At 71.4% G+C, this 24,890-nt stretch carries 21 protein-coding genes, 1 tRNA gene and 1 riboswitch; of the genes, 5 read left to right on the top strand and 17 right to left on the bottom strand.

What is annotated here, in order from left to right; genetic code table 11:
• The first annotated feature begins 44 nt into the window (after positions 1 to 44).
• On the top strand, positions 45 to 275 hold the full coding sequence (locus AMK26_RS28025; protein ID WP_073757614.1) for a DUF4287 domain-containing protein: 231 nt from the start codon (positions 45 to 47) through the stop codon (positions 273 to 275).
• A gap of 69 nt (positions 276 to 344) precedes the next feature.
• Here AMK26_RS28025 and AMK26_RS28020 read toward each other — a convergent pair whose 3' ends face one another.
• Both AMK26_RS28020 and AMK26_RS28015 read right to left on the bottom strand, forming a co-directional pair.
• Complete coding sequence (locus tag AMK26_RS28020) at positions 345 to 1,226, bottom strand: Bax inhibitor-1/YccA family protein (RefSeq protein WP_073757612.1); 882 nt, start codon at positions 1,224 to 1,226, stop codon at positions 345 to 347.
• Positions 1,227 to 1,398: 172 nt separating this feature from the next.
• Positions 1,399 to 1,480 (bottom strand) — tRNA-Leu (locus AMK26_RS28015).
• 425 nt (positions 1,481 to 1,905) lie between these two features.
• Here AMK26_RS28015 and AMK26_RS28010 point away from each other — a divergent pair.
• Both AMK26_RS28010 and AMK26_RS28005 read left to right on the top strand, forming a co-directional pair.
• Positions 1,906 to 2,676, top strand: a complete 771-nt coding sequence (locus AMK26_RS28010) for an ABC transporter ATP-binding protein (protein ID WP_073757610.1) — start codon at positions 1,906 to 1,908, stop codon at positions 2,674 to 2,676.
• A gap of 173 nt (positions 2,677 to 2,849) precedes the next feature.
• Positions 2,850 to 5,378: an ABC transporter permease gene (locus tag AMK26_RS28005; protein ID WP_073757608.1), complete on the top strand. Its 2,529-nt coding sequence runs from the start codon at positions 2,850 to 2,852 to the stop codon at positions 5,376 to 5,378.
• Between the two features lie 57 nt (positions 5,379 to 5,435).
• On the opposite strand, the gene AMK26_RS28000 is transcribed toward AMK26_RS28005, so the two are convergent.
• The 13 genes from AMK26_RS28000 to AMK26_RS27940 form a co-directional block, all read right to left on the bottom strand.
• On the bottom strand, positions 5,436 to 6,740 hold the full coding sequence (locus AMK26_RS28000) for an SAM-dependent methyltransferase (protein ID WP_073757606.1): 1,305 nt from the start codon (positions 6,738 to 6,740) through the stop codon (positions 5,436 to 5,438).
• 343 nt (positions 6,741 to 7,083) lie between these two features.
• Positions 7,084 to 8,466, bottom strand: a complete 1,383-nt coding sequence (locus AMK26_RS27995) for an NAD(P)/FAD-dependent oxidoreductase (protein WP_073757604.1) — start codon at positions 8,464 to 8,466, stop codon at positions 7,084 to 7,086.
• 370 nt (positions 8,467 to 8,836) lie between these two features.
• Positions 8,837 to 9,757, bottom strand: coding sequence for a Ppx/GppA phosphatase family protein (locus tag AMK26_RS27990; protein WP_073757602.1), 921 nt, complete (start codon positions 9,755 to 9,757; stop codon positions 8,837 to 8,839).
• Complete coding sequence (locus tag AMK26_RS27985) at positions 9,754 to 10,284, bottom strand: DUF501 domain-containing protein (protein WP_073757600.1); 531 nt, start codon at positions 10,282 to 10,284, stop codon at positions 9,754 to 9,756. The genes AMK26_RS27990 and AMK26_RS27985 overlap by 4 nt, the downstream gene beginning before the upstream one ends.
• A gap of 14 nt (positions 10,285 to 10,298) precedes the next feature.
• On the bottom strand, positions 10,299 to 10,787 hold the full coding sequence (locus AMK26_RS27980) for an FtsB family cell division protein (RefSeq protein WP_073757598.1): 489 nt from the start codon (positions 10,785 to 10,787) through the stop codon (positions 10,299 to 10,301).
• 97 nt (positions 10,788 to 10,884) lie between these two features.
• Positions 10,885 to 12,165: a phosphopyruvate hydratase gene (eno, locus tag AMK26_RS27975; RefSeq protein ID WP_107421063.1), complete on the bottom strand. Its 1,281-nt coding sequence runs from the start codon at positions 12,163 to 12,165 to the stop codon at positions 10,885 to 10,887.
• Positions 12,166 to 12,446: 281 nt separating this feature from the next.
• Positions 12,447 to 13,145, bottom strand: coding sequence for a LysM peptidoglycan-binding domain-containing protein (locus AMK26_RS27970; protein ID WP_073757594.1), 699 nt, complete (start codon positions 13,143 to 13,145; stop codon positions 12,447 to 12,449).
• Positions 13,146 to 13,148: 3 nt separating this feature from the next.
• Positions 13,149 to 13,327: riboswitch (cyclic di-AMP (ydaO/yuaA leader) on the bottom strand.
• 259 nt (positions 13,328 to 13,586) lie between these two features.
• A complete protein-coding gene (locus tag AMK26_RS38435) occupies positions 13,587 to 14,585 on the bottom strand; it encodes a LysM peptidoglycan-binding domain-containing protein (RefSeq protein ID WP_073757592.1) in 999 nt (332 codons plus the stop codon).
• A gap of 113 nt (positions 14,586 to 14,698) precedes the next feature.
• Positions 14,699 to 16,180: a cytochrome P450 family protein gene (locus AMK26_RS27960; RefSeq protein WP_241838097.1), complete on the bottom strand. Its 1,482-nt coding sequence runs from the start codon at positions 16,178 to 16,180 to the stop codon at positions 14,699 to 14,701.
• Positions 16,177 to 17,184, bottom strand: a complete 1,008-nt coding sequence (locus tag AMK26_RS27955) for a nucleoside triphosphate pyrophosphohydrolase (protein WP_073757590.1) — start codon at positions 17,182 to 17,184, stop codon at positions 16,177 to 16,179. The genes AMK26_RS27960 and AMK26_RS27955 overlap by 4 nt, the downstream gene beginning before the upstream one ends.
• 9 nt (positions 17,185 to 17,193) lie before the next feature.
• Complete coding sequence (locus AMK26_RS27950; protein ID WP_241838096.1) at positions 17,194 to 17,847, bottom strand: SurA N-terminal domain-containing protein; 654 nt, start codon at positions 17,845 to 17,847, stop codon at positions 17,194 to 17,196.
• Between the two features lie 90 nt (positions 17,848 to 17,937).
• Positions 17,938 to 18,357, bottom strand: a complete 420-nt coding sequence (locus AMK26_RS27945) for a GtrA family protein (RefSeq protein ID WP_073757588.1) — start codon at positions 18,355 to 18,357, stop codon at positions 17,938 to 17,940.
• Positions 18,354 to 19,325 (bottom strand): glycosyltransferase family 2 protein, encoded by a 972-nt coding sequence (locus AMK26_RS27940; protein WP_073757586.1) that lies wholly within the window; start codon positions 19,323 to 19,325, stop codon positions 18,354 to 18,356. The genes AMK26_RS27945 and AMK26_RS27940 overlap by 4 nt, the downstream gene beginning before the upstream one ends.
• A gap of 126 nt (positions 19,326 to 19,451) precedes the next feature.
• Between AMK26_RS27940 and AMK26_RS27935 the strand changes: the two genes are divergently transcribed.
• Both AMK26_RS27935 and AMK26_RS27930 read left to right on the top strand, forming a co-directional pair.
• Positions 19,452 to 21,818 (top strand): YfhO family protein, encoded by a 2,367-nt coding sequence (locus tag AMK26_RS27935; RefSeq protein ID WP_073757584.1) that lies wholly within the window; start codon positions 19,452 to 19,454, stop codon positions 21,816 to 21,818.
• Positions 21,819 to 21,828: 10 nt separating this feature from the next.
• On the top strand, positions 21,829 to 22,647 hold the full coding sequence (locus AMK26_RS27930) for a class I SAM-dependent methyltransferase (RefSeq protein WP_073757865.1): 819 nt from the start codon (positions 21,829 to 21,831) through the stop codon (positions 22,645 to 22,647).
• Between the two features lie 11 nt (positions 22,648 to 22,658).
• On the opposite strand, the gene AMK26_RS27925 is transcribed toward AMK26_RS27930, so the two are convergent.
• Together AMK26_RS27925 and AMK26_RS27920 are read right to left on the bottom strand one after the other, a co-directional pair.
• The gene (locus AMK26_RS27925; RefSeq protein ID WP_073757582.1) at positions 22,659 to 24,185 is read right to left on the bottom strand and encodes a serine/threonine-protein kinase; all 1,527 of its coding nucleotides are present in this window, start codon (positions 24,183 to 24,185) and stop codon (positions 22,659 to 22,661) included.
• Positions 24,182 to 24,784, bottom strand: coding sequence for a hypothetical protein (locus AMK26_RS27920; protein WP_073757580.1), 603 nt, complete (start codon positions 24,782 to 24,784; stop codon positions 24,182 to 24,184). Before AMK26_RS27920 ends, AMK26_RS27925 begins: the two co-directional genes overlap by 4 nt.
• Between the last annotated feature and the right edge of the window lie 106 nt (positions 24,785 to 24,890).

Below are 24,890 nucleotides of genomic sequence, written 5' to 3'. Positions count from 1 at the left end.
CGGTGACGTGAAGGAGCACACGCGCAAAGCGTCCGGAGGCGCCGATGTCCCAAGTCTTCTCCGAAGAGACCCATCGAAATCTGCTCTCCCGCATTCCCCACTGCACAGGCCGGCAAGTGTCCGAATGGCTTCGCACCGTCGAGGAAGGCCCCTCCCTCGTCCGTTTCGAGGAGAAGGTGAGCTGGCTCCGGGGCGAGCACAACCTCAGTTACGGGCACGCCAAGGCGATCATCCACGAGTACGACCTGAGGCGGGCCGCCCGCAAGCTGCTCTGACAGTCGGACGACAACGCCGAAGGGCCCGTCCGGCGGTCGCCGGACGGGCCCTTCGTACGGTCACATCGATCAGTCGTCGCCCTGCAGGATCGACAGCAGCCGCAGGAACTCCAGGTAGATCCACACCAGCGTCAGGGTGAGGCCGAAGGCCGCCAGCCACGACTCCTCGCGCGGAGCCCCGTAGGTGACGCCGTCCTCGACCTGCTTGAAGTCCAGGGCCAGGAAGCACGCACCCAGGATGATGCCGATGACGCCGAACAGGATGCCGAGGCCGCCGCTGCGGAAGCCGAGACCGTCACCGCCGCCGAACACGGCGAACAGCAGGTTCACCGCCATCAGCAGGATGAAGCCCAGCGCGGCCGCCATCACGAAGCCGTAGAAGCGGCGGGTGACGCGGATCCAGCGCATCTTGTACGCGATGAGCACGCCGGCGAAGACGGCCATCGTGCCCAGCACCGCCTGCGGGACGACGCCCGGCGAGACGTACGTCGACACGGCGTTGGAGATCACGCCGAGGAAGACGCCCTCGAAGGCCGCGTACAGCAGGATCAGCGCAGGCGACGCCTTGCGCTTGAAGGACTGGATCATCGCGAAGACAAAGGCCACGAGGGCCGCGCCGATACCGATCCCATACGACTTGCCCAGGTTCGCCGGGTCGACCGGCAGCAGGAACCAGGCGAGCGTCGCGGTGACGAAGACCGTACCGAGCGTGATCGCGGTGCGCGACACCACGTCGTCGATGGTCATCGCGCCCGGGCGTGCCGGGGCCTGTGCGGGGGCGCCCAGCTGGGCGTCCTGCGGGGCGTACGGGTTGGTGGCGTACGGGTTCGTCGCGTACGGGTTCGCTCCAGCGGCGGGGCCCCCGGCCTGCGGCTGCTGCGCGTTGAAGCCCGCATAGCCGTTGTCGCGGCTGAACCCCCGTCGCGAGAAGACCGGGTTGCTGCTCCTCATCTCACTCCTCCATGGCCGCCGTGCGCGGCCTTGAGACAAGAGTAATGGGCAAGCAAAAGAAACACCCTAGTGCTCGGGGAGGATCTTTCACTCCCGTCACACCAACCCCGTGGCCGGTTCCTGACGGTCGTCCGGTTTTTTGTGGGACCGCTCCCGCCAGAAAGCTCGGGAGTGCCCGGAACCGGACTCGAACCGGTACGGCCCGAAGGCCAGCGAGGTTTAAGCTCGCCGTGTCTGCATTCCACCATCCGGGCGTTACCCCGCGGCCCCGCGTTGGCACATGAGCCTATCGGGGCGCGTCCCCCGAACAGCGGAACGATGGCCCGATGTTGTCTTATTTTATTGACGCTTGAGGGTGCGTCAGTGCAGGTGAACGGCGCCACACAGCAGCCTCCCGGGGCTTCCGGCCGCAAAGATCCATGCAAAGGAATGACGGAAAGTCGCCGCCCGGTGTCACCCGGTCGGTGAACCGGGCGGGTGTCCCCGGCTTCCGGAGCGGGGGCTTCCGGCCTCCCGGAGCGGGTCTCAGGGGCCCCGTCATACCTCAGGAGGAGGGGCGCGCCCCCCGGTCCGACTCCAGGCTGCCCCGGATACGGGCATGCGGACGGACGCCCGGCGGGGTGGTCGGCGATGACGATGGACAGGTCCTCGAAGAACAGTCCTCGACAGGAGCCCCCTCGTGACCACCACCCCCACCGCTTACCGCGCCACCGCGGTAGCCGCCCGCGCCACGGATCTGTCCAAGGTCTACGGACAGGGCGAGACCCAGGTGGTCGCCCTGGACCGGGTCACGGTGGACTTCCACCAGGGCGAGTTCACCGCGATCATGGGCCCCTCGGGCTCCGGCAAGTCGACGCTGATGCACTGCGTGGCCGGGCTCGACACCTTCAGCAGCGGTTCGGTACGCATCGGTGACACCGAGCTGGGTTCCCTCAAGGACAAGCAGCTCACGCAGCTGCGCCGGGACAAGATCGGCTTCATCTTCCAGGCGTTCAACCTGCTGCCGACGCTGACCGCCCAGGAGAACATCACGCTGCCCATGGACATCGCGGGCCGCAAGCCCGACAAGGAGTGGGTGCGCACGGTCATCGACATGGTGGGCCTGTCCGGCCGGCTCGGCCACCGGCCCGCGCAGCTCTCCGGCGGCCAGCAGCAGCGCGTCGCCGTGGCCCGCGCGCTGGCCTCCCGCCCCGAGATCATCTTCGGTGACGAGCCGACCGGGAACCTCGACTCCCGCTCCGGCGCCGAGGTGCTGGGCTTCCTGCGCAATTCGGTACGCGAACTGGGACAGACCGTCGTGATGGTCACCCACGACCCGGTGGCCGCCTCCTACGCGGACCGGGTGATCTTCCTCGCGGACGGCCGGATCGTCGACGAGATGCTGCGCCCGACGGCGGACGGCGTGCTCGACCGCATGAAGGAGTTCGACGCCAAGGGCCGCACGAGCTGACGCCCCGCGGGGCGCCCGCCCCATCCGGGCCCGCCCCGGACCACCCGGACCACCCGGACCTCCAGGACCACCCGGACCGGCCGCGCCAGATCAGGCGCCCCCGGGTCGTCGCAGGTCGTTCCCGGTCGCCCCGGGTTCCCGCCGTTCCCCTTCACCCCCAGGACTCACACCTCATGTTCCGTACCGCCTTGCGCAATGTGCTCGCGCACAAGGCCAGGCTGCTGATGACCGTGCTCGCCGTCATGCTCGGCGTGGCGTTCGTCTCCGGCACCCTGGTCTTCACCGACACCCTCTCCAACGCCTTCCGCAACCAGTCCGCCAAGAGCTACGACGACGTCGCGGTGGCCGTCACCTCGTACGCCGACGAGACCGACGCCAAGCAGGAGCCCGGCCTCTCCCAGCAGACCCTCGGCAAGGTCGCGAAGGTGGACGGGGTCGCCTCCGTCACCGGACGGGTGGACGGCTTCGCCGGGGTCGCCGACCCCGACGGCAAGCTGATAGGCGTCGGCTGGTCCAACAGGGGCGCCAACTTCGCCCCCGGCGAGGACGGCAAGGACGCCGCGTACGACTTCACCGACGGCTCCGGCCCGGTGAAGGACGACCAGATCGCGCTCGACAAGGACACCGCCGCCAAGGGCGCGTACAAGGTCGGCGACCGGGTGCGGGTCGCCACGAACGGGCCGGTCAAGGAGTACACCCTCACCGGTGTGTTCACCACCGAGGACGGCGCCGTCAGCGCCGGCGGCAGCCTGGTCCTCTTCGACACCTCCGTCGCCCAGAAGCTCTACCTGAAGCCGGGCTACTACAAGGAGCTGACCGTCACCGCCGCGCCCGGCGCCGACGACGCGAAGATCAGCGCCGCCGTGGAACCGCTGATCCCGGACAACGCACAGGCCCAGACGGGCGCCGCGCTCGCCGACGAGCAGGCGAGGGAGATCGAGGAGGGGCTGAGCAGCCTCAACCAGATCCTGCTCGGCTTCGCGGGCATCGCCCTGTTCGTCGGGGTCTTCCTGATCGCCAACACCTTCACCATGCTGGTCGCGCAGCGCACCAAGGAGCTGGCGCTGATGCGCGCCGTCGGTGCCTCCCGCAAGCAGATCACCCGGTCGGTGCTGGCCGAGGCCGGTGTGGTGGGCCTGGTCGCCTCCGCCGTCGGTCTGGTGCTCGGTGTCGGGCTGGCCGTGGGGCTGCGCTCCGGCATGGCCGCGTTCGGCATGAAGGTGCCCGGCGGTCCGCTCGTCATCGGTATGACGCCGGTGATCGCCGCGTTCGGTGTCGGCGTGCTGATCACCATGTTCGCCGCCTGGCTGCCCGGCCGCCGCGCCGCGAAGATCCCGCCGGTGGCCGCGATGAGCAGCGTCCACGCGGTGGCGACGACCAAGTCCCTCGTCGTACGCAACTCCATCGGCGGCGGGCTGACCGCCCTCGGCGCGGGCGCCGTCCTGGGCGGTGCCGCGATGGGCTCGGACGGCCGCTGGATCATCGCCCTCGGCGCGTTCCTGGCGCTGATCGGCGTGATCGTCCTCATCCCGCTGCTGTCCCGCCCGGTCATCGCCCTCGTACGCCCGCTGCTGGTGCGCGCCTTCGGGGTGTCCGGCAAGCTGGCCGGCCAGAACGCGGTCCGCAACCCGCGCCGCACCGGCGCCACCGCTTCCGCCCTGGCCATCGGCCTGACGCTGGTCACCGGCCTGTCCGTGCTGGGTGTCACCGTCGGCACGGCCATCGACAAGATGACCACGGACCAGATCAAGGCCGACTACATGGTCACCATGGCCAGTGGCGGCGACCTGGACCGGTCCGCGCTCACCGCGCTGGAGAAGGCGCCGGGCGTCACGGCGGTCTCACCCCAGCAGTCCACGTCCTTCGACGTCGGCGACAACTGGGTGTCCGCGTCGGCCATCACTCCGGGCGACATCGAGCGGGTCCTCAACGTCGAGGTGGTCGGCGGCTCGCTGGACTCGCTCGGCGAGGGACAGCTGGCGGTCGCCGAGAAGACGGCCAGCAAGCGCGGCTGGAAGGTCGGCGACACCCTGCCGGTCACCTTCAACGACGACAAGAAGGGCAGGCTGACGGTCGGCGCGATCTACAAGGACAGCGAGTTCCTGTCGCCGGTCCTGGTCGACACCAAGGTCGTCGCCCCGCACGAGACGAAGCCGTTCATTCCGCAGATCTTCGTGAAGATGGACGGCGGCCAGAGCGCGGCGAACGAGAAGGCCCTGATCAACGCCCTGGGTGAGAATCCGGCGATCAGCGTGATGGACCACAAGGACATCCGCGACCAGTTCGGCGGCTTCATCAACATGATGCTGAACGTCATGTACGGCCTGCTGGCCATGGCCCTGCTCATCGCGGTGCTCGGCGTCGTCAACACCCTGGCGATGTCCGTCTTCGAGCGGCAGCAGGAGATCGGCATGCTGCGGGCGATCGGTCTGGACCGCCGCCGGGTGAAGCGGATGGTGCGGCTGGAGGCCGTGGTCATCTCGGTCTTCGGCGCGGTGGTCGGCATCGGCCTCGGCTCGTTCCTGGGCTGGGCGATCGGCCAGACCATCAAGTCGAGCCTGCCGGGGTACGCGCTGGTCGTCCCATGGGACCGGATCGGGATCTTCCTGCTCCTGGCGGCCCTGGTGGGTGTCCTGGCCGCGATGTGGCCGGCGCGCAGCGCGGCGAGGCTGAACATGCTGAACGCCATCAAGGCCGAGTAGCGCCCCCGGAAGAGGCAGGGCCGGGTTCCCGTTCGCGGGAGCCCGGCCCTCGGTGTGTCAGCGGCCTCCGCGCTCGGTCCACTCGCGGGTCCGCAGCGGCAGCCCGGAGGCGCCGTCCTCGGGCGTGCGTACGGCGAGGATCTGGTTGACCCCGATGCGGTTGCGTTCGAAGGAGACGGCGGAGGCGGCCATGTACAGGCGCCAGACGCGCGCCCGGCCCGGTGAGGTGAGCCGCGCGGCCTCGGCCCAGTGGGCCTCCAGGTTGGCCACCCAGCTCCGCAGCGTGAGGCCGTAGTGCTCGCGGATGGCCTCGACGTCCCGGACCTCGAACCCGGCCTCCTCCAGGGCGGCGGTGGTACGGCCGACGGGCGCGAGCTCGCCGTCGGGGAAGACGTACCGGTCGATGAAGTCGTCGACGTGGTAGGCGGCTTCGTTCTTCTCGGGGCGGCGGGAGATCTGGTGGTTCAGGAGCCGGCCGCCGGGCTTGAGCAGGGCGTACAGGTCGTCGGCGTACTCCTGGTAGCGGACCTGGCCGACGTGCTCCGCCATCCCGATGGACGAGATGGCGTCGTACGGCCCGTCCTTGACGTCCCGGTAGTCCTGGACGCGGATCTCGACCAAATCCGTCAGGCCCTCGTCGGCGATCCGCTTGCGGGCGTAGGCGGCCTGCTCGGTGGAGAGGGTCACGCCGACGACCCGGGCGCCGTACTCACGGGCGGCGTGGATGGCCATCGAGCCCCAGCCGCAGCCCACGTCGAGCAGCCGGTCGCCCGCCTTGAGGGCGAGCTTGCGGCAGATGAGGTCCAGCTTGGCGGCCTGCGCCTCCTCCAGGGTGCCGTCCTCGGTCCAGTAGGCGCACGAGTAGACCATGGACGGGCCGAGGACCAGTTCGTAGAAGTCGTTGCCGACGTCGTAGTGGTGGCTGATGGCCGCCTTGTCCCGCCGCTTGGTGTGCAGTGGTCCGGTGCGGCGGCGGACCTCCTCGGCGGGCGGCGGGGGCGGCGGCCACGGCCCGGCGAGCCGGACCAGGGTGCGGGCGGCGGCGCGGAGCCCGGGGTCCCGTACGGCGTGCACGGTGTCCTTGGCGTCGGCGCCGCGCTCCCAGACGAGCCCCGCGAGCCGGTCGAGCGTCTCGTACAGATCACCGTCCACGTCGAGTTCCCCGGCGACCCAGGCCCGGGCGAGCCCCAGCTCCCCCGGCTTCCACAACAGCCGCCGCAGCGCACGGCGGTGGCGTACGACGAGGACGGGCGCACCCGGCGGCCCCGCTTCACTGCCGTCCCAGGCGCGGATGCGGACCGGGAACGGAACGCCCAGCAGGTCCTCGGCGAGCGTGGTGAGCCGCGACGCGGCGTCGGCCATGGTGCACACCTCCGTGATGAGGGGTCCCAGAAATGCTCAACACCACGAAAACACCCGGCGCGCGCGGATGCGTCCCGAAGCGAGGCAATGCGACGGCAAAAAGCCCCGTTCCTGGTGCGGCACACGCCTTGACGCCCCCTCAGCCCGCCGGAGCCGCCCCGGTATCCGGACTCCCGCGTCCGGGTACGCGAAAGGGGCCGCCCGCACCACGGATGGCAGGCGGCCCCTTTGCGAGGGCTTCGGTCCGCTGACCGGGTCAAGACCGGCTCAGGGCCGGGTCCTGACTGGCTCAGGACCGGCTCAGGACCGGCTCAGGACCGGTCAGGACCGGCTCAGAACCTGTTCAGGAGGCCTTGGCCTTCTCCGGCTTCGACGCCGCCGGCGCCGCCGGGGCCGGCTTGGCCGCCTCGTAGAACTCCTCGCGCGGCGACTCGATGGCGCCGAGCGAGACGACCTCGCGCTTGAGGAACATGGCGAGGGTCCAGTCCGCGAAGACGCGGATCTTGCGGTTCCAGGTCGGCATCGCCATGCCGTGGTAACCGCGGTGCATGTACCAGGCGAGACGGCCCTTGAGCTTGATCTTCACCTTGCCCATGACGATCATCGCGACACCCTTGTGCAGGCCGAGACCGGCGACCGCACCCTTGTTGGCGTGGCTGTACTCCTTCTGCGGGAAGCCCCGCATGCCGGAGATCACGTTGTCACCGAGGACCCGGGCCTGGCGCAGGGCGTGCTGGGCGTTCGGCGGGCACCAGGCGTTCTCGTTGCCGGCCTTGCGGCCGACGAGGTCCGGGACCTGGGCGTTGTCGCCGGCGGCCCAGATGTAGTCGGTGCCCTTGACCTGGAGCGTGGCGTCGCAGTCCACGTGGCCGCGCGGGCCCAGCGGCAGGCCGTAGCGGGCGAGCGCCGGGTTGGGCTTCACACCGGCGGTCCACACGATGGTGTTGGAATCGACCTCCAGCCCGTTCTTCAGCACCACGTGGCCGTCGACGCAGGAGTCCATGGACGTCGAGAGGTAGACCTCGACCCCGCGGCCCTCCAGGTGCTCCTTGCCGTACTTGCCGAGCTTCGGCCCGACCTCGGGAAGGATCTTGTCCGCGGCGTCCACCAGGATGAAGCGCATGTCCTCGCGCTTCACGTTCTTGTAGTACTTCGCGGCGTCGCGGGCCAGGTCCTCGACCTCGCCGATGGTCTCCGCGCCGGCGAAGCCGCCGCCCACGAAGACGAAGGTCAGCGCCTTGCGGCGGACCTCCTCGTCGGTCGTCGAGTCGGCCTTGTCGAGCTGCTCGAGGACGTGGTTGCGCAGGCCGATGGCCTCCTCGATGCCCTTCATGCCGATGCCCTGCTCGGCGAGGCCGGGGATCGGGAAGGTGCGGGAGACCGCGCCGAGCGCGATCACCAGGTAGTCGAAGGGCAGCTCGTACGACTCGCCGACGAGCGGCGCGATCGTGGCGACCTTGCGGTCCTGGTCGATGGTGGTGACCCGGCCGGTGAGTACCTCGGCCTTGGGCAGCACGCGTCGCAGCGGGACGACGACGTGCCGCGGCGAGATGCTGCCGGCGGCGGCTTCGGGCAGGAAGGGCTGGTAGGTCATGTACGACCGGGGGTCGACGACCGTGACGGTCGCCTCGCCGTAGCGCATCTTCTTGAGAATGCGCCGAGCTGCGTACAGGCCTACGTACCCACCGCCTACTACGAGGATCCTGGGACGCTCCGTGGTGCTCATGCCATCGAGTATCCACCCGCCGGAGGGGGGTCGCTCGTGCGCCCCTTCACAAGGTTCTGGGGTACCTCTGCTACACTGCGCGGCCCGCGTGACCGAGGTCATGGCGCGGTGAGGGAACCAGGGTGTAACGGAAGACGTTGTTCACCCCCGCTGAACTGGGCGAGCGAGCACCTTTTAACGGTGGACCACACCGCAGTTCACGCCTGCGAAACATAGGCCAACCACTGCCCACGAGCGTAGACAAGGGCCCCGAGGAGGGTGCCGGAGGCCCTTGAGCGGCTCCGTGACCCCCATCAGGGCCCTTTTCCTTGTGAAGAACTTCACGAACTTTTCCGACCGCCCGTCGGGCGGCGCTCTGTTCCGGCGTGGATCAGACGAGCGACAGGGCGATTCCATCCAGAATGTCGTGTTCGGAGACGACCACCTCACGGGCCCCGATCCGCTCCATGACGGCCAGCAGGACCAGCGCCCCGGAGACGATGACGTCCACCCGCCCCGGGTGCATGACCGGGATCGCGGACCGCTCGTCGTGCGTCGCGGCCAGCAGCCGCGCCGTGACCTCGGCGACCTGCTCGTAGCCGATACGGGAGCGGTGGATCGCCGCCGAGTCGTACTCGGCCAGCCCCAGCGCGATCGCCGCGACCGTCGTGACCGAACCGGCCAGCCCGACGAGCGTCTCCGCGTCCCGCAGCGGAACGGTCTCCTCCGCCAGGTCCAGCGCCGCCTCGACGTCCGCCCGGATCGCGGCCACCTCGGCCTCGGAGGGCGGGTCGCTGCGCACATGACGCTCGGTCAGGCGTACGCAGCCGATGTCGACGGACCGGGCGGCACGCGCGTGCGTGCTGCCGACGACGAACTCGGTGGAGCCGCCGCCGATGTCCACGACCAGGTACTCCCCGGCGCCGGTGTCCGTCAGCTCCTTGGTCGCCCCGGTGAAGGAGAACTCCGCCTCCTGGTCACCGGTGATGACCTCGGGCTCCACGCCCAGGATGTCCTTCACGCCCCGGACGAAGTCGTCCCGGTTCTCGGCGTCGCGCGAGGCGGACGTCGCCACGAAACGCAGCCTCTGCGCCCCGTACTCCTTGATGACGGCCGCGTACTCGCGGCACGCGGCGAACGTCCGCTCCAGCGCCTCGGGCGCGAGCCGCCCGGTCCTGTCGACGCCCTGGCCGAGCCGGACGATCGTCATCCGCCGGTCCAGGTCGGTCACTTCGCCGCTCGACGGGTCGACATCGGCGACGAGGAGGCGGATGGAGTTCGTACCGCAGTCGATGGCGGCGACCCGGGTCACCGGTCGTCCTCCTTCTGCGCGGTGACGCAGGGGCCCTTGGCCCACCACTCCGGCAGCATCGCGATGGCCTCGTCGCCCAGCGGGTTCACGCCCGGCCCGGCGGCCAGCGAATGGCCGACGAGCACGTGCAGGCACTTCACGCGGTCCGGCATCCCGCCGGCGCTCGGGAAGCCCTCCAGCACCTCGATGGCGTCACGGCGCGCGATGTAGTCCTCGTGCGCGGCGCGGTAGGCGGCGGCCAGCTCCGGGTCGCTCTGGAGCCGCTCGGTCATCTCCTTCATGACGCCGTTCGCCTCCAGCGTGCCGATCGCGGAGGCCGCGCGCGGGCAGGTGAGGTAGTACGTCGTCGGGAACGGCGTGCCGTCCGGGAGCCGGGGCGCGGTCTCCACCACGTCCGGGTTGCCGCACGGGCAGCGGTGCGCGATGGCGCGCAGGCCGCGCGGCGGGCGGCCGAGCTGTTCCTTGAACGCCGCGACGTCCGCCTCGGTGGGCTCGGTGCGTTCGGTCTGCGGAGGGGGCGTTTCCATGCCTGCCTTGGGTTCTACTTGCGGTCGGTGCGGTCGGTGCGGTCGGTGCGGTCGGCGGTGTCCACGCCGTCCCAGAGGTTGGAGTACCAGGGGCGGTCGGCCGCGCCCTGGTCGGTGCGGCGCTCGCGCACCGCGTCGGGGTCGATGACCGTGTAGCCGGTCTCCCCGGGGAGTACATAGTGCAGGTGCTCGCGGGCGAGGCGCTTGATGTACGCGTCGTCCTGGAGCCGCGCCTTCTCGTCGCGCAGCCGTTCGACGCGCTCGCTCGCCTCGGCCGCCAGCCGCTCCTGCTCGGCGATCTCGGCGCGCTGGGACACCCATTGGCGCATCGGGTAGGCCAGGGCCACCACCAGCGAGCAGACGACCAGCGCGAGGAAGGCCGCGCGGCCGGTGAGCCGGGAGCGGCGGGCCTGCCGGCGGGTCTGGGAGCGGTAGACGCGGGCGGCGGTCTGCTCGCCGAGCAGTCGCAGCCTGGTCGCGGTGGAGAACCGGTCCCGGGCCATGTGCTTACCCGCCTCCCCTTGCCCGTTACGTACGTACGTCCCCGGACACGGTACGGGACCGTGGCCGGGGACGTACGTAACCGGGCTATGCCGTGGATCAGCCCTTGAAGCGCGGGAAGGCGCTGCGGCCCGCGTACACCGCCGCGTCGTCGAGGATCTCCTCGATGCGCAGCAGCTGGTTGTACTTGGCGACGCGCTCGGAGCGGGCCGGGGCGCCGGTCTTGATCTGGCCGCAGTTGGTGGCGACGGCCAGGTCGGCGATGGTGACGTCCTCGGTCTCGCCGGAGCGGTGCGACATCATGCACTTGAAGCCGTTGCGCTGGGCCATCTCGACGGCGTCCAGGGTCTCGGTCAGCGAACCGATCTGGTTGACCTTGACCAGCAGGGCGTTGGCGGCGTTCTCCTCGATGCCGCGCGCCAGGCGCTCCGGGTTGGTGACGAACAGGTCGTCACCGACGAGCTGGACCTTGGAGCCCAGCTTCTCGGTGATGGTCTTCCAGCCGTCCCAGTCGTCCTCGAACAGCGGGTCCTCGATGGAGACCAGCGGGTACGCGTCGACGAGCTCGGCGTAGTAGTCCGTCATCTCGGCGGCCGAGCGGGACTTGCCCTCGAACTGGTAGGCGCCGTCCTTGTAGAACTCGGACGCGGCGACGTCGAGCGCCAGGGCGATGTCCTTGCCCGGGGCGTAGCCGGCCTGCTTGATGGCCTCGAGGATGAGGTCGAGGGCGGCGCGGTTGGAGTCGAGGTTCGGGGCGAAGCCGCCCTCGTCACCCAGGCCCGTGGAGAGGCCCTTCTCCTTCAGGACCTTCTTCAGGGTGTGGTAGACCTCGGCGCCCCAGCGCAGGGCCTCGGAGAAGGACTCCGCCCCGATCGGGGCGATCATGAACTCCTGGATGTCCACGTTGGAGTCGGCGTGCGAGCCGCCGTTCAGGATGTTCATCATCGGAACGGGCAGCAGGTGCGCGTTCGGGCCGCCCAGGTAGCGGAAGAGCGGCAGGTCGGACGCCTCGGAGGCGGCGTGCGCGACGGCGAGGGAGACGCCGAGGATGGCGTTGGCGCCGAGCGACGACTTGTCCGGGGTGGCGTCCAGGTCGAACATCGCCTGGTCGATCAGCCGCTGCTCGGTGGCGTCGTAGCCGACGAGCTCCGGGCCGATCTGCTCGATGACGGCGAGGACGGCCTTCTCGACACCCTTGCCGAGGTAGCGGTCCTTGTCACCGTCGCGGAGCTCGAGGGCCTCGAACGCTCCGGTGGACGCACCGGACGGGACGGCAGCACGGCCGGTGCTGCCGTCGTCGAGGCCGACCTCGACCTCGACCGTGGGGTTGCCTCGGGAGTCCAGGATTTCCCGGGCTACGACGACGTCGATGGACGGCACGAGCATCTCCTTCTGGGATGTGACGCAAAATGTGACGCATGCGGTGCAGGGTCTCTTTGGCCTTGCGGCAAGAGCCTAACCGGCCGGGGGGCCGGAGCCGGCCGACGCCCGCCTCCTGGGACGAAAAAGGGCTCACGAGTCGGCATTGCGGGCAAAACGCCACGAAACTTACTGGCCGGTAGCCGCAGTGTGCGGCGGGTCGCTCAGGGGTGCGGCGACGGGAAACCCCGGCCCGGCGCGTACAGGGGAAGGACACGCCGGGCCGGGGTGGTGCACGGGGCTCAGCTCAGGTGGAGCTGCTGGCCCGGGTAGATCAGGTCGGCGTCGTCGACGATGTCCTTGTTCAGCTCGAAGAGCTTCTCCCAGCCGCCCGCGACCTTCTTCTCGGCGGCGATGGTGCTGAGGGTGTCGCCGGCCTTCACCTTGTACTCGCCGTCGCCCTTCTCGACCTTCTTGCCGGTCGGGGTGGTGACGGTCTTCTTCGGCGCGGCCTCGGCCTTCGGCGCGGCTTCGGCCTTCGGCGCGGTGCGCTGCTCGCTGCGCGTGGTGGGCTGCTCGGCCTTGCGCTCCTGCGCCGGGGCACTCTGGGTCTCGCCGCCGTCGTACGAGGCGCTGGACAGGCCGACGCCGCAGCTCGGCCACGCGCCCTTGCCCTGGCCGGCGAGGACCTTCTCGGCTATCTGGATCTGCTGCGACTTGGAGGCCTGGTCGGCGGTCGGGGCGTACGCGGTGCCGCCGTACGCGGCCCAGGTGGAGGCCGAGAACTGCAGACCGCCGTAGTAGCCGTTGCCGGTGTTGATGGACCAGTTGCCGCCGGACTCGCACTGGGCGACCTTGTCCCACTCGGCGGCGGTGGCGGCCGAGGCGGACGTGGCGCCCATCAGCGGGGCGGCGACGGCGACACCGGTGATGCCGGCGAACGCGGCGAACCGGGCGGCCTTGGAGGGGCGACGGTGCTTGGCCTTGCTGGAGAACAGCATGGGACATCTCCTCACCGACGCCTGCGAGGTGAGCTGTCGGGTTCGGGCGTGAGCTGCCCGGCCGCGCGGCACTGCTGTGCGCGCGGCTTCACCCCAAGCCGGTTGTCGGTGCCATGTCTCCATGGCCGCCGGGCCGGCACTTACCTTGGGTCCCCCGCTCCTGCCTTCGGCGCATGACGCGACGACTGTTCCCGTCGACCGGCGGCAGGATTCGGCGTTCCGGTCGATGGGGCCCGCGGTGGCGAGCGGTCACGACGGTAGACACAGACCTCCCCGAAGTTCAAAGACGGACATCGGGGTCAATACGCCCGTACACACCTGCCCTTGACGGGCGTTTACGCAGGTGACGGGCGGATTGTGCGGTTCGGTCGGTGTTGGCGCGCCAGTTGGGGCGAAGAGATTCATGTCTCACTTACACAGAAGTGGACATTTACCCTGCGCTCAGGGCTGATCCGGCGTCAGCTCCAGGCTCTGGCCAGGGAGGATGAGGTCCGGGTCGGCACCGACGGTGCCCTTGTTGGCCTCGTAGAGGGCCGACCAGCCGCCGGGGAGCTTGTGCTCGTCCGCGATGGTCCAGAGGTTGTCGCCGGGACGGACGGTGTACGCGCCGGGCTCGACGCTCCCCGGATCGCGTGTCGCTCCGTCACCCCGGGAGGCATGCCCGTCGCTTTCGCGCCCGGTGGCCGAATTGCCGGTATCGGCGGGATCGGCGGATTCGGTGGGCTTGGTGGTGCTTTCGCCCTCCGGTGCGGCGGGGGCGGCCGGGGCCTTCGGGTCGGTCGCCGCGGGCTCCTCCGGGGCGGCCTCGCCGCGGTGCTTGCCGGTGCCGGTGCCGGGGGCGGGGCTCTGGGCCGGGTCCCCGGTCGGGGTCCCGGACGGGCTCCCGGACGGGTCGGGCGTCGCCGGAGCGGGCTCGGTGGGCAGGAGCGTCCCGGCCGGCTGGGACGCCTCGGGTGCGCTCGGGTCCTCGAGCGTCCCGGCGGGGTCCGTCGCCCCGGGCGTCGCCGGGGCGGTCTCGCCGGGCGCGGTGGGCACGATGCCCAGGTCGGCCTCGGGCGCCTTGGTGGCGCCGCCCAGGCCCGCGATGGGGGCGCAGGTCTCCCACATCTTGACGCCCGTCGCGGCGTAGATCTTCTCGGCGACGGCTATCTGCTCGGCGCGGCTGGCGAGGTCGGGGCGCGCGGCGTGGGCGAGACCTCCGTACGACTCCCACGTCTCCTGCGACATCTGCAGGCCGCCGTAGAAGCCATTGCCGAGGTCGGCGCTCCACATGCCGCCGGACTCGCATTCGGCCACCCGGTCCCATGTGGTGGCGTCCGCCGCCGACGCGGAACCCGCGCCGAGCAGCGGGAGCGCGATGGCGGATCCGGTCACCCCTGCCGCGACGACGATGGCGGGGGCTTGACGGGGTCGTCGGTGCCGGCCGTTCCCGGAGCGCATGCGTGCTGCCTTTCGCGTGACTGCTGAGGTGGGGGTGAACGTAGCGGCATTCGAACGCCAGTCACAAGTCGATGCAGCGGAGATTACGCGAAGATCACAGTTCTGACGGGGCGTCACTTCTCAATAGGGGTGAACTCGACCGGGAGTGTGCGCAGTCCCCGCATGATCAGCCCCCCACGCCACCGCAAATCGGCCGGATCCACCGCAAGCCGAAGGTCGGGCAGGCGGGTGAGCAGCGTCGCGAGCGCGGTCTGCCCCTCCAGCCGGGCGAGCGGTGCGCCGAGGCAGTAGTGGATGCCGTGCCCGTACCCCAGGTGCTGGTTGTCACGCCGCGCCAGGTCGAGCACGTCCGGCTCCGCGAACCGCTCGGGGTCCCGGTCGGCGGCGGCGAGCACGACGAGGACGGGGTCGCCGGCCGCGATCCGCTCGCCGCCGATGGTGAGCGGCTCGGTCGCGAACCGCCACGTCGCCAGCTCCACCGGCCCGTCGTAGCGCAGCAGTTCCTCGACCCCGGTCTCCAGCAGCCCGCGCTCACCGGCGGCGAGGGACGTCTGGAGGCGCTCGCGCTGGTCGGGGTTGCGCAGCAGCGCGTACACCCCGTTGCCGATCAGGTTCACGGTGGTTTCGAAACCGGCGAACAGGAGGATGAACGCCATCGCGGCGGCCTCGTTCTCGGTGAGGTGCTCGCCGTGGTCCGAGGCCCTGATGAGCCCCGAGATCAGGTCGTCGTCCCCTCCTTGCCGCAGGCCTTCCCGCTTGCGGTGGATCAGCTCGGCGAGGTACCCCCGCATCTTCTTCACCGACCGGGCGACCCCGCCGCGCGGCCCGCCGCCGTGCCGGATCATCATCCCGGCCCAGTCGCGGAAGTCGTCCTGGTCCTCGCGGGGCACGCCCAGCATGTCGCAAATGGCGTAAATGGGGAGCGGGAAGGCGAACTCGTGGATGAGGTCGGCGCTCCCCTTTGTGGCGAAGTTGTCGATGAGCCGGTCCGTGAGCTCCTGCACCCGCGGCGCGAACTCCGCCACACGGCGGGGCGTGAACGCCTTGGACACCAGACGGCGCAGCCGGGTGTGGTCCGGCGGGTCGATGTTGAGCAGATGCGTCATCAGCTCGGCCTTGCGCTCGCCCGGAATGCCGGTCTTGCCCTTGGCGTGCGCGGGCTCGTCGTGATGCGCCGGGTTCTTGCTCAGCCGCTGATCGGCCAGCGCCTGCCGCGCGTCCGCGTACCGGGTCACCAGCCACGCCTCGACCCCGCTGGGCAGCTTGGTCCGGTGCACGGGCGCGTGCTCCCGCAGCCAGGCGTAGGCGGGGTACGGGTCGGTGGCGAACTCCCACGTGAAGAGCTCGGGCGCGGTGCCCTCCGGGGCGGTCGGGGCGCCACCCTCCGGGGCGCCACCCTCCGGGGCGGTCGGGCGCCCCGGGGCGGCCGGGGCGGGCGGGTGGCCCTGCGGGGCCGGGGCGCCGGCCTGCGATGCGTCGCCCTCCGGGGCGGCCGGGGGGCCTGGCGGGCTCGGGCGGGTGGGAGCACCGCCCGGGGCGGGCCGGGAGCTCGGGGTGCCGGAGGTGGCCGGAGGGTCGTCGTGCGGGGCGTTCACTCCTCGACGGTATCCGGCGCCCCGGCGGCCTCCGCCGCGCGGATCGCGTCGCGGTAGGCCCGGCCCGCCGCACGCAGCGCCGCCTCCGGGTCCACGCCCGCCGCTTCCGCCCGTACCGCCAGGGCCAGCAGCTCGTAGCCGAGGCCGTCGCCGGACGGCGGCGGGACGTCCAGGCCCGCGTTGCGGACCCGGCTCGCGAGCTTGGCCGCCAGGGCGAGGCCCGGCTGGCCGAGCGGGACGCCGTCGGTCACCGACGCGCGCCGCTTCTCGATCGCCTTCGTCCGCAGCCAGTGCTCCTTGACCTCATCCGGCGTCTCGGCGCGCTCCTCGCCGAAGACGTGGGGGTGGCGGTGGATGAGCTTGTCGACGATCGTGCCGGCCACGTCGTCGATCGAGAACGGCTCCTCCTCGTGCTCCTGGGCGATCCGCGCGTGGAAGACCACCTGGAGGAGCACGTCCCCGAGTTCCTCGCGCAGCTCGTCGCGGTCGCCGTCCTCGATGGCCTCGACGAGTTCGTACGCCTCCTCGATGCCGTACTTCGCCAGGCCCTTGTGGGTCTGCTGCGACGACCAGGGGCATTCGCGGCGGATGCGGTCCATCACCTCGACGAGGTCCAGCAGCCGGGCGCCCGGCAGGTCGTACGAGCCGGGCAGCAGCTCCAGGTCGGGCATCGCGACCCGGCCGGAGCCCGCCATGCGGGCCAGCCCGTCCGTCAGGGCGCCCTCGCCCTCGCCGGCCGCCACGACCACCACGGTGGCGCCCCCGGCGCAGGCGCCGACCAGTTCCTCGGCGGTCGGCGCGGCGATCTCGACCGTGACGCCCGCCTCGCGCAGGTACGGCAGCTGAGGGTGCCCGGCGTCGGCGCACAGGACCCGGTCGGCGGCGTGCAGCGTCCGCCACGCGGGCCAGGACAGCAGCCCTGGCGCGACGCGGTGGCTGGCGGTGAGCAGGACGATACGGCCGGCGGCGTCGGTGGTGTCGGTGTCGGGGGTGTCGGCGTTCACCCCTCGAACCTACATCTGCTGCTGCTTGCCGATCTGCCGGATCCAGGGTGCGCTGTACTCGCCCAGCTGGATCTTGTCGTTGTCCCACGTGCCGTACCGCGGGTTCACGTCGATGTCGAGCTGCTTCGAGGCCTCGGAGAAGACCTGGGTGAGCTTCTGCTGCCCCTCCGGGGTGTTCCCGGCGCCCAGCTTCGCGGCGATCTTGTTCATGAGGACGTTGCGCCGTACGACGTCGTCGATCTCGTCGGGGGCGACGCCCTGCTGCTGGAGCAGCATCGCGGCGAGCTGCTCCTCGCCGCCGCTCTGGGCCGCGGCGGCCCGGCGGGTCTCCTGGACCTCCTTGCGGCTGGCGGTGATCCCGTGGTCCGCGGCGACCTTCTCCACCACCCGGTCGAAGATCATCCCGTTGAGCTTCTCGCGGTTCAGGTCACCGGTGGCCTCGATCAGCTGCTTCGCCTGCCCGGACGCCTCCTGGGCGCTGCGTACGTCCCTGACCTGGGCCTGGAGCGCGGACACCTCGATCCGGTCGCCGTCGACGACGGCCGCCGCGCCGGGGTGGGCGTCGCTTCCGCAGCCGGCCAGGAGCGGGGCCGCGGCGAGGAGCGCGGCGGAGACGGAAAGCGCGGTGCGACGGCGGCGGTGCGGGCTGCGCAGGCGGTGCAAAGGAGCCTCCCGGCGTGGGTCGTGCGTCAGTGTGAACGAGTGAACGACCTTGCGGTGATCGATGGTATGCAGTGGACGTGGCGTAGGCCACTACTTCGGAGCCACTGCTTGGGTCAACGACTCACGCGTCCGGGCGGTCTCGGGACCCAGCATGATCGTCCGGGAGACGACGAAGGTGATCGGGATGGCCGCCGCGGCGGCGACCAGCGGCGCGTACCGGCTGGAGAAGCCCGCCCCGTCCACCAGCAGCCACACGCCGCTCGTCGTGATCACGAAGTTCGCGGCATTGGTCAGCGGGAACAGCAGGAACTTCCGCCACGTCGGACGGGTCCGGTAGGTGAAGCGGCAGTTCAGGAAGAAGGACCCGGTCATGGACGTGAGGAACGCGACGACATGCGCGGCCACATAGGGCAGGCCCAGGGTCAGCAACAACAGGTAGCAGCCGTAGTACGTGGCGGTGTTCACCACGCCCACCAGCGCGAACCTGACGATCTGGCCCCGGACGGTCATCGGCGTACGAGCTCCCCACGGGGTGGTCGGTGCGGTAAGGGGGTGTTGGTCGCCTTCACCAGGAAGTGCGGGCGCCGTTTCACCTCGTAATAGATACGGCCCACATACTCCCCGACCAGTCCCAGCATCACCATCTGCACGCCGGCGAGTGCCGTGACCGTCACCAGCAGGGTGACATAACCGGGGGTGTCGACACCGTTCACCAGCGCGACACCGACGATCCAGGCGGCATACGCGGTGGCGAGGGACACCAGCAGCAGGCCGAGATAGAGCGCGGCCCGCAGCGGTTTGTCATTGAAGGAGATCAGACCGTCCAGGCCATAATTGAGCAGCTTGCCGAAGGTCCATTTCGAGCGGCCCTGCTCGCGCCGCGCGTTCTCGTACGCGAAGGTGGTGGTGCGGAATCCGACCCAGGCGAAGAGGCCCTTGGAGAAACGGTTGTACTCGGTGAGTTCCAGTACCGCGTCGACGGTCCGGCGCGACAGCAGCCGGAAGTCGCCGACGCCGTCGACGAGCTCGACGTCGACGAGCCGGTTGATCAGCCGGTAGTAGGCGCGGGCGGCGACGGTACGGGTCACCCGGTCGCCCGTGCGGGTGCGCCGGGCGATCACCTGGTCGAAGCCCTCGCCGTGCAGGCGCAGCATGCGGCGTATCAGCTCCGGCGGGTGCTGGAGGTCGGCGTCCATGATGACGACCGCGTCCCCGCCCGCGTGCTGCAGGCCGGCCAGCATCGCCGCCTCCTTGCCGAAATTGCGGCTGAAGGAGACATAGCGTGTACGGGAGTCCGAAGCCGCGATCCCTTCGAGGATGGGGAGGGTACGGTCATGACTTCCGTCGTCCACATAGACCAGCTCGAATTCCGCCGCGAATTCCGCCGCGAGGGTGACGAGTTCCGTGGTCACATGGTCGTGGAAGCGGCCGATGATCTCCTCTTCGTTGAAACACGGCACAACTATCGAGATCAGCACGGAAGAACGACAACCGATGTGCGTGTCGGTGGCGGTCGCTCCACATGGCGGTCAGGCGACCATTGAATGAACTGGTCCCGGGGGCTGGTGATTTCGGCCGGAGGCGCTGGCATATTCGGCCCCACCATGCAGAGAAACGTGCCCGCCGCCGGCACCCTCGCCGGGTTCCTCACCGCCCTCGCCGTCTGCGCCGGTGACGCCGTCGCCCGGACCTTCCCCTTCGGGCCGCGCACCCGCGGCGTCAACGACCTGGGCAACCAGTTCGTGCCCTTCCACGCCCACCTGTGGGACCTGCTGCACGGGCGGGCGGACGGCGGGCTGCTGCTCAACTGGTCCTCCGGCTACGGCACGAGCTTCCTGCCGGACCTCGGCACGTATCTGACGAGCCCGTTCGCGCTGCTCGTCGGTCTCTTCCCGCGCGACGACATCGACCTCGCCGTGTATGTGATCACGGTCCTGAAAATGGCCGTCGCGGCCACCGCCATGAGCGTGCTCCTGCTCGCCCAGCGCCCGGGGCCCTGGTGGGGCGCGGCGGTACTGGGCGCCTCGTACGCGCTGTGCGGCTGGGCCGTCATCGAGGCGTCGTACAACCCGATGTGGCTGGACGGGCTGATCGCCTTCCCGCTGCTGTGCCTGGTCGGCGAGTGGGTGCGGACAAGGCGGCATCCGGTGCTGGGGCCGGTGGTCGTCGCGGTGGCGTGGGTGGCCAACTTCTACACCGCCTACATGGCGACGATCGGCGCGGCGCTGGTCCTGCTGGCGAGCGGGGTGCGCGGGTGGCGGGTGCTCGGGCGGGCGGCCTGGACGGTGCTGCTGGGGATCGGGCTCGCCGCGCCGGTCCTGGTACCCGTCTTCCTCGGGTCACGGCACGCCTACCCGGGCTGGACGCGGGAGTTCGCGCCCGCCGGGTGGGGGGAGGTGGCCGCCCGGGTGCTGCCGGCGACGTACGGCTTCTTCACCCCGGCCGTCTTCCTGGGCACGAGCGCCCTGCTGCTGGCGGCGGTGCTGCCCTTCCACCGGGGGGTGCCGGCGCGTGAGCGGTGGATATGGACGGGGCTGGTGGTGGGGGTGGTGCTGTCGCTGCAGTGGGAGCCGACCCACCTGGTGTGGCATGTGTTCGCCACGCCCAACGGCAGCCCCTACCGGCAGACGTTCGTCCTGGCGGGGGTGGTCGTGCTCGCCGCGTGGACGGGTGTGTCGTACGGCTGGCCGGGGTGGCGGGCACTGGGCGGCGGGTCGCTGGTGCTGGGGGTGGTCGCGGCGGGCGCGGCCTTCGGGGACCTGGCGTCCGGGTGGGCGTACGCGCTGTTCGCGGCGGGGCTCGCGGCCGGTGTGGGCGGGGTGGCGCTGGTGCGCCTGAGGGCGCGGCGGTACGGGATCGCCGGCGCCGCCCTGCTGGCGGGCGTCCTGGTCGGGCAGGCCGCGGCGACCACGGCGTACGCCGACCGGGAGCGGCCCGCGCGGCTGGACGACTACCCGGCCTGGGGCGCGGCGCACGAGGCGCGCGCGGCGGTGGTGGCCGCGGCCGACGGATGGCCGCGCCACCGCACCGACCCCGGGCGCCCGCAGCTCACCGGCAACGACCCGCTGCTGGTGGGCGGCCAGGGCGCCGCGTACTACAGCAGCCACACCCCGGCGGTGCTCACGCGGACGCTGGCGGCGCTGGGCGGCGGGTGGACGTCGAACGGGCGGAACCTGCAGTCCCTGGACAACCCGGTGACGGACGCGCTGTTCGGGGTGGGCGCGCGGTGGCGGGACTCCTCACTGGTGCGGCGGGCCGACGTCCTGCCGCTCGTGACGGTCCGGCCGGCCGGCCGGGAACTGCGGTACGGGGCTTCGCCGTTCCACAACCAGGAGCTGCTGCTCGGGTCACGCGTCTACGACCTCCCCGCCGATGGCGCGTGCCCGGTCGGCAGCGAAGTCTTCGTGTGGGCGCCCGACTTCACCGGCACGGCCCGCCTCGGGGCGGGCCCGCCGGTGGAGCTGCGCGGCGGCCTGCCCAAGCGCCGCGCCCCGATGACGCCACTGGGTACGCAGCGGGCGGCGGGCGCGACGGTGACGCTGGACGGCAAGGGCGCCGTGCCGTCGTCCGGGAGCGTCGGCTGCCTGGACCGGGCCCGGCTCGCGGCTGCCGTGGCCCGGCTGACGGCGACCGGCGCGCTCACGGTCCACGTCACCGCCGACGGCGTCCGCGCCGAACTGCCCCCGGGCACCCGCGGCACGGCCGTCCTGGCCGCCCCCCGCATCGCCGGCTGGCGCTGCGGGGGCCGCCCGGCCGGTTCGTACGGCGGGCTGGTGGCGTTCGACGTCGGCGGCGACCGGACATCGGTCTCGTGCTCCTTCCGGCCGCCCGGGCTGCGCGCCGGTGCCGCCATCGGCGGCCTGGCGCTCGTCGTGCTGGTGGTGGTCCGCGGCGCGAGTCGCCTGCGCGCCACCAAGACTTCACCCGCGCACCACCGTGCCGTGACCGCTTCGGCGGGCCGGGCGGCGTAGCTTGCCCCGCATGCCCTCTCTTCTGAGCAACCGGCTGGCGAAGCGGGTCCTGCGCCCCGCGTTCGCCCTGGTCGAGCAGCGCATGGAGCGCGTGACGACCGCGTTCCAGGCAGACCTCGACGCCCTGCACCACGAAGTGGCCGACCTGCGCCGCCAGAGCTACGGCCTCGGGCTGCTGCTCGACCAGGCCGGGCGCGACGGACACCGGATGCCCACCGCGACCCAGGTCGACACCCTCGTACGCGAAGTGCGCGCCGTCACCGGCGACGGCGGCGAGCGGGCCCGGCACGACATCACCATCGCCTACCGCCACCTGGTCGCGGTGGAGGCGCTCGGGGCCGGCGGCCTGGCCGGCACGGTCTCGGACGTGTGCGGGCGCCTCGCGACCGTCCCGCTGCTCGCCCCGCCGAACGGCGACGTGCTGGAGATCGGCACCCTGCACGGGCTGTTCGCGGCCGCGCTGCAACGGATGCTGCGGCGCGACGGCGTCGAGGCGCGGCTGACGATCGTCGACCCGCTGGACACCTCGCCCACCCGGGAGGAGGTGGTGCGCGGCAATCTGGCACTGGGCGGCGGGAACGGTTCGGCCGACGCGGTACGGATTGCGCGGGGCGGGTTCGGTGACGCGGACGTACGGGAGCGGATCTCCGACCGCCGCTACGGCGTGATCGTGGTGAACGGCGACCACGACCTGGCGGCCGTACGGGACCTGGCGGCTCCCGGGGCGGTCGTCGTCCTCGGCTCGGACGCGGGGGCGCGCCCGGCGGGGCTCACCGGTCTCGGGCGGGTCGCGGACTCGGTGTACTGCCGGGCGGCCGCGGCCTCATAAGCCTTAAAGCCTTATAGGCCCCGCATCCGCTGCTGCCGCTCCAGCGCGCGGCGCAGCTCCGCCGGGAGCGGGTGGTACGGCCCGTACGCCCGCTCCGCGTCGTACAACAGGTTCTGCAGCTGCTGCTGGGCCGCCGCGTGGTCGCCCATCGCGAGCAGCAGGTGCCCGATGCGGTGCCGGATGTCGAAGGCGCGGGCGGGGTCGGTGCCGGCCGACTGGCTGCTCGCGCAGTACGGCAGGACCGCGCGGTACTCGGCGAGCGCGGCGGCCGTCTCGCCCAGCTGCTCCAGGCACAGCGCCGCGTCGTACCGGAACTGCAGCGTCTGCGGATCGGCCGGGCCCGCCTCGGCCTCGCGGTCCTCGGCGAGGCGCCGCAGCTCGGGCAGGGCCCGCCGGTACTGGCCGTCGTCCATCAGCGTCGTCGCGTACTGCTTGCGCAGGATCCGCACGACCGGGGAGTGCTCACCGTGCTCGGCGGCGGCGGCCGGGAGGATCCCGCCGAGGATGTCGACGGCCTGCGTGATGCTGCCCTCGCCGAGCAGCCGCTTCACCTCGTCGACGGCGGCCGCCACATCGGGACGGCTCGCGGCGGGCGGGACGGCCGGCTGCGGTACGGGCGCGGGCGTGGTGGCCCGGTCCGGCCAGGGGGCGTGCGGGCGGAGGAAGGGGCGCGTGGGGTCGAGCGGGCCGGCCGGGCCGCCCCGCGTGGGCAGCAGCGGGGCGAGGGACTCGTACACCTCCTGCGCGCAGGACGGGCGGGCCTGCGGGTCCTTGGCGAGCAGCCGCAGCACCAGGGCTTCGAGGGCCTCGGGTATCTCGGGACGCAGCTGGCGGACGGGCACCGGCGGCTCGTACAGGTGGCGGTGGAGGACGCCGAGGGCGGTGGAGCCGGAGAAGGGCACGTTCCCGCTCAGCAGTTCGTGGAGGAGCGCGCCGAGCGCGTACAGGTCGGTGTACGGGCCGACGGCACCGCCCATGGCCTGCTCGGGTGCCATGTAGGCGGGGCTGCCGATGGGGGAGCCGGTGTGGGTGAGGCGGGTGGTGTCGGTGTCGATGACGGACGCGACGCCCAGGTCGAGGACGGTGACCGTGCCGTCCGGCTTCACCATGACGTTGCGCGGCTTGAGGTCGCGGTGGACGATCGGCACGGCGTGCACGGCGGCGAGCACGGCGCACAGCTGGGCGGCGACGGACACCGCCCACTGCCAGGGGTACGGGTCGTGCTCGGCGAGGTGGTCGGCGAGGTCGGCGCCCTCCACGTACTGCATGACCAGGTACAGGTCGTCACCGTCGCTGCCCGCGTCGTGCACGGTGACCAGGCCGGGGTGGGAGACCTGGGCGGTGACGCGGCACTCGCGGACGAAGCGGCGGCGCATCTCGCCGGCGGCGGTGGCGGCGGCCATGTGGTCGGGGCGCAGCAGCTTGACGGCGACGCGGCGGTCGAGCCGCCCGTCGTAGGCGGTCCAGACCTGGCCCATGCCGCCCTGGCCTATGACGGTGGACAGCTCGTACCGGTCGGCGATGATCCGCCCGTTCACCGGCGCTCTTCCCAGGGGTCGCGGGGGTCGTTGCGGAGGAGGTCGCTGAGCTCGTCGAGCTCGGCGCGCACCTGGTCGATGCGCTGCGACGGGGGCTTGGCGGGGGGCGGTGTCGCCGGTTGCGGCTGGGGCGGGGACGGCTGGGCGGGCCGCTGGGGCATGGGTGTGTGCATGGGCTGGGTAAAGGCGGACGGGATCGGGGGCGTGACGGGCGGATAGCCGTAACCGACGGGCTGCGGCGGGGCGAGCCGTCCGAAGTGCCGTATCTCCACGATCAAGTAGTACACGGTGACCGTCAGTATGGTGCCGATCATCCAGCCCCCGAAGGTGAGCGCCGCCCCGTCGCTCATCTCCTGCTTCTCGTCCTCCGGCACGGTCTCCCCGAGGAAGACGAAGACGCCGATGGTGAGCAGCACGACCACGCCGAACAGCACCCAGTCGAGGATCCTCCGGGTGATGACGGCCAGCCGCAGCAGCGGCGCCCAGGCAAGGAAGCCGCAGCTCAGCACGGTGAGGGCCACGAAGAGCGTGCGCAGCGCGACCAGCGTGCTGTCGGCGGGGCGCCCTGGCTGTGGCGGTGCGTGGCCGTGGCCGTGCATTTACTGCTCCTGGGTGACGTGCGCCGACGTGGCGAGTCGGACAAGAAGACGAGCGTATACATCGACACCGACAACGGCGTCCGGGTTGTGCGTAACCGTTGTCGAA

Source organism: Streptomyces sp. CB03234 (assembly GCF_001905885.1).
Taxonomy (GTDB): Bacteria; Actinomycetota; Actinomycetes; order Streptomycetales; family Streptomycetaceae; genus Streptomyces.
This window is presented reverse-complemented; position numbering and strand designations above follow the sequence as displayed.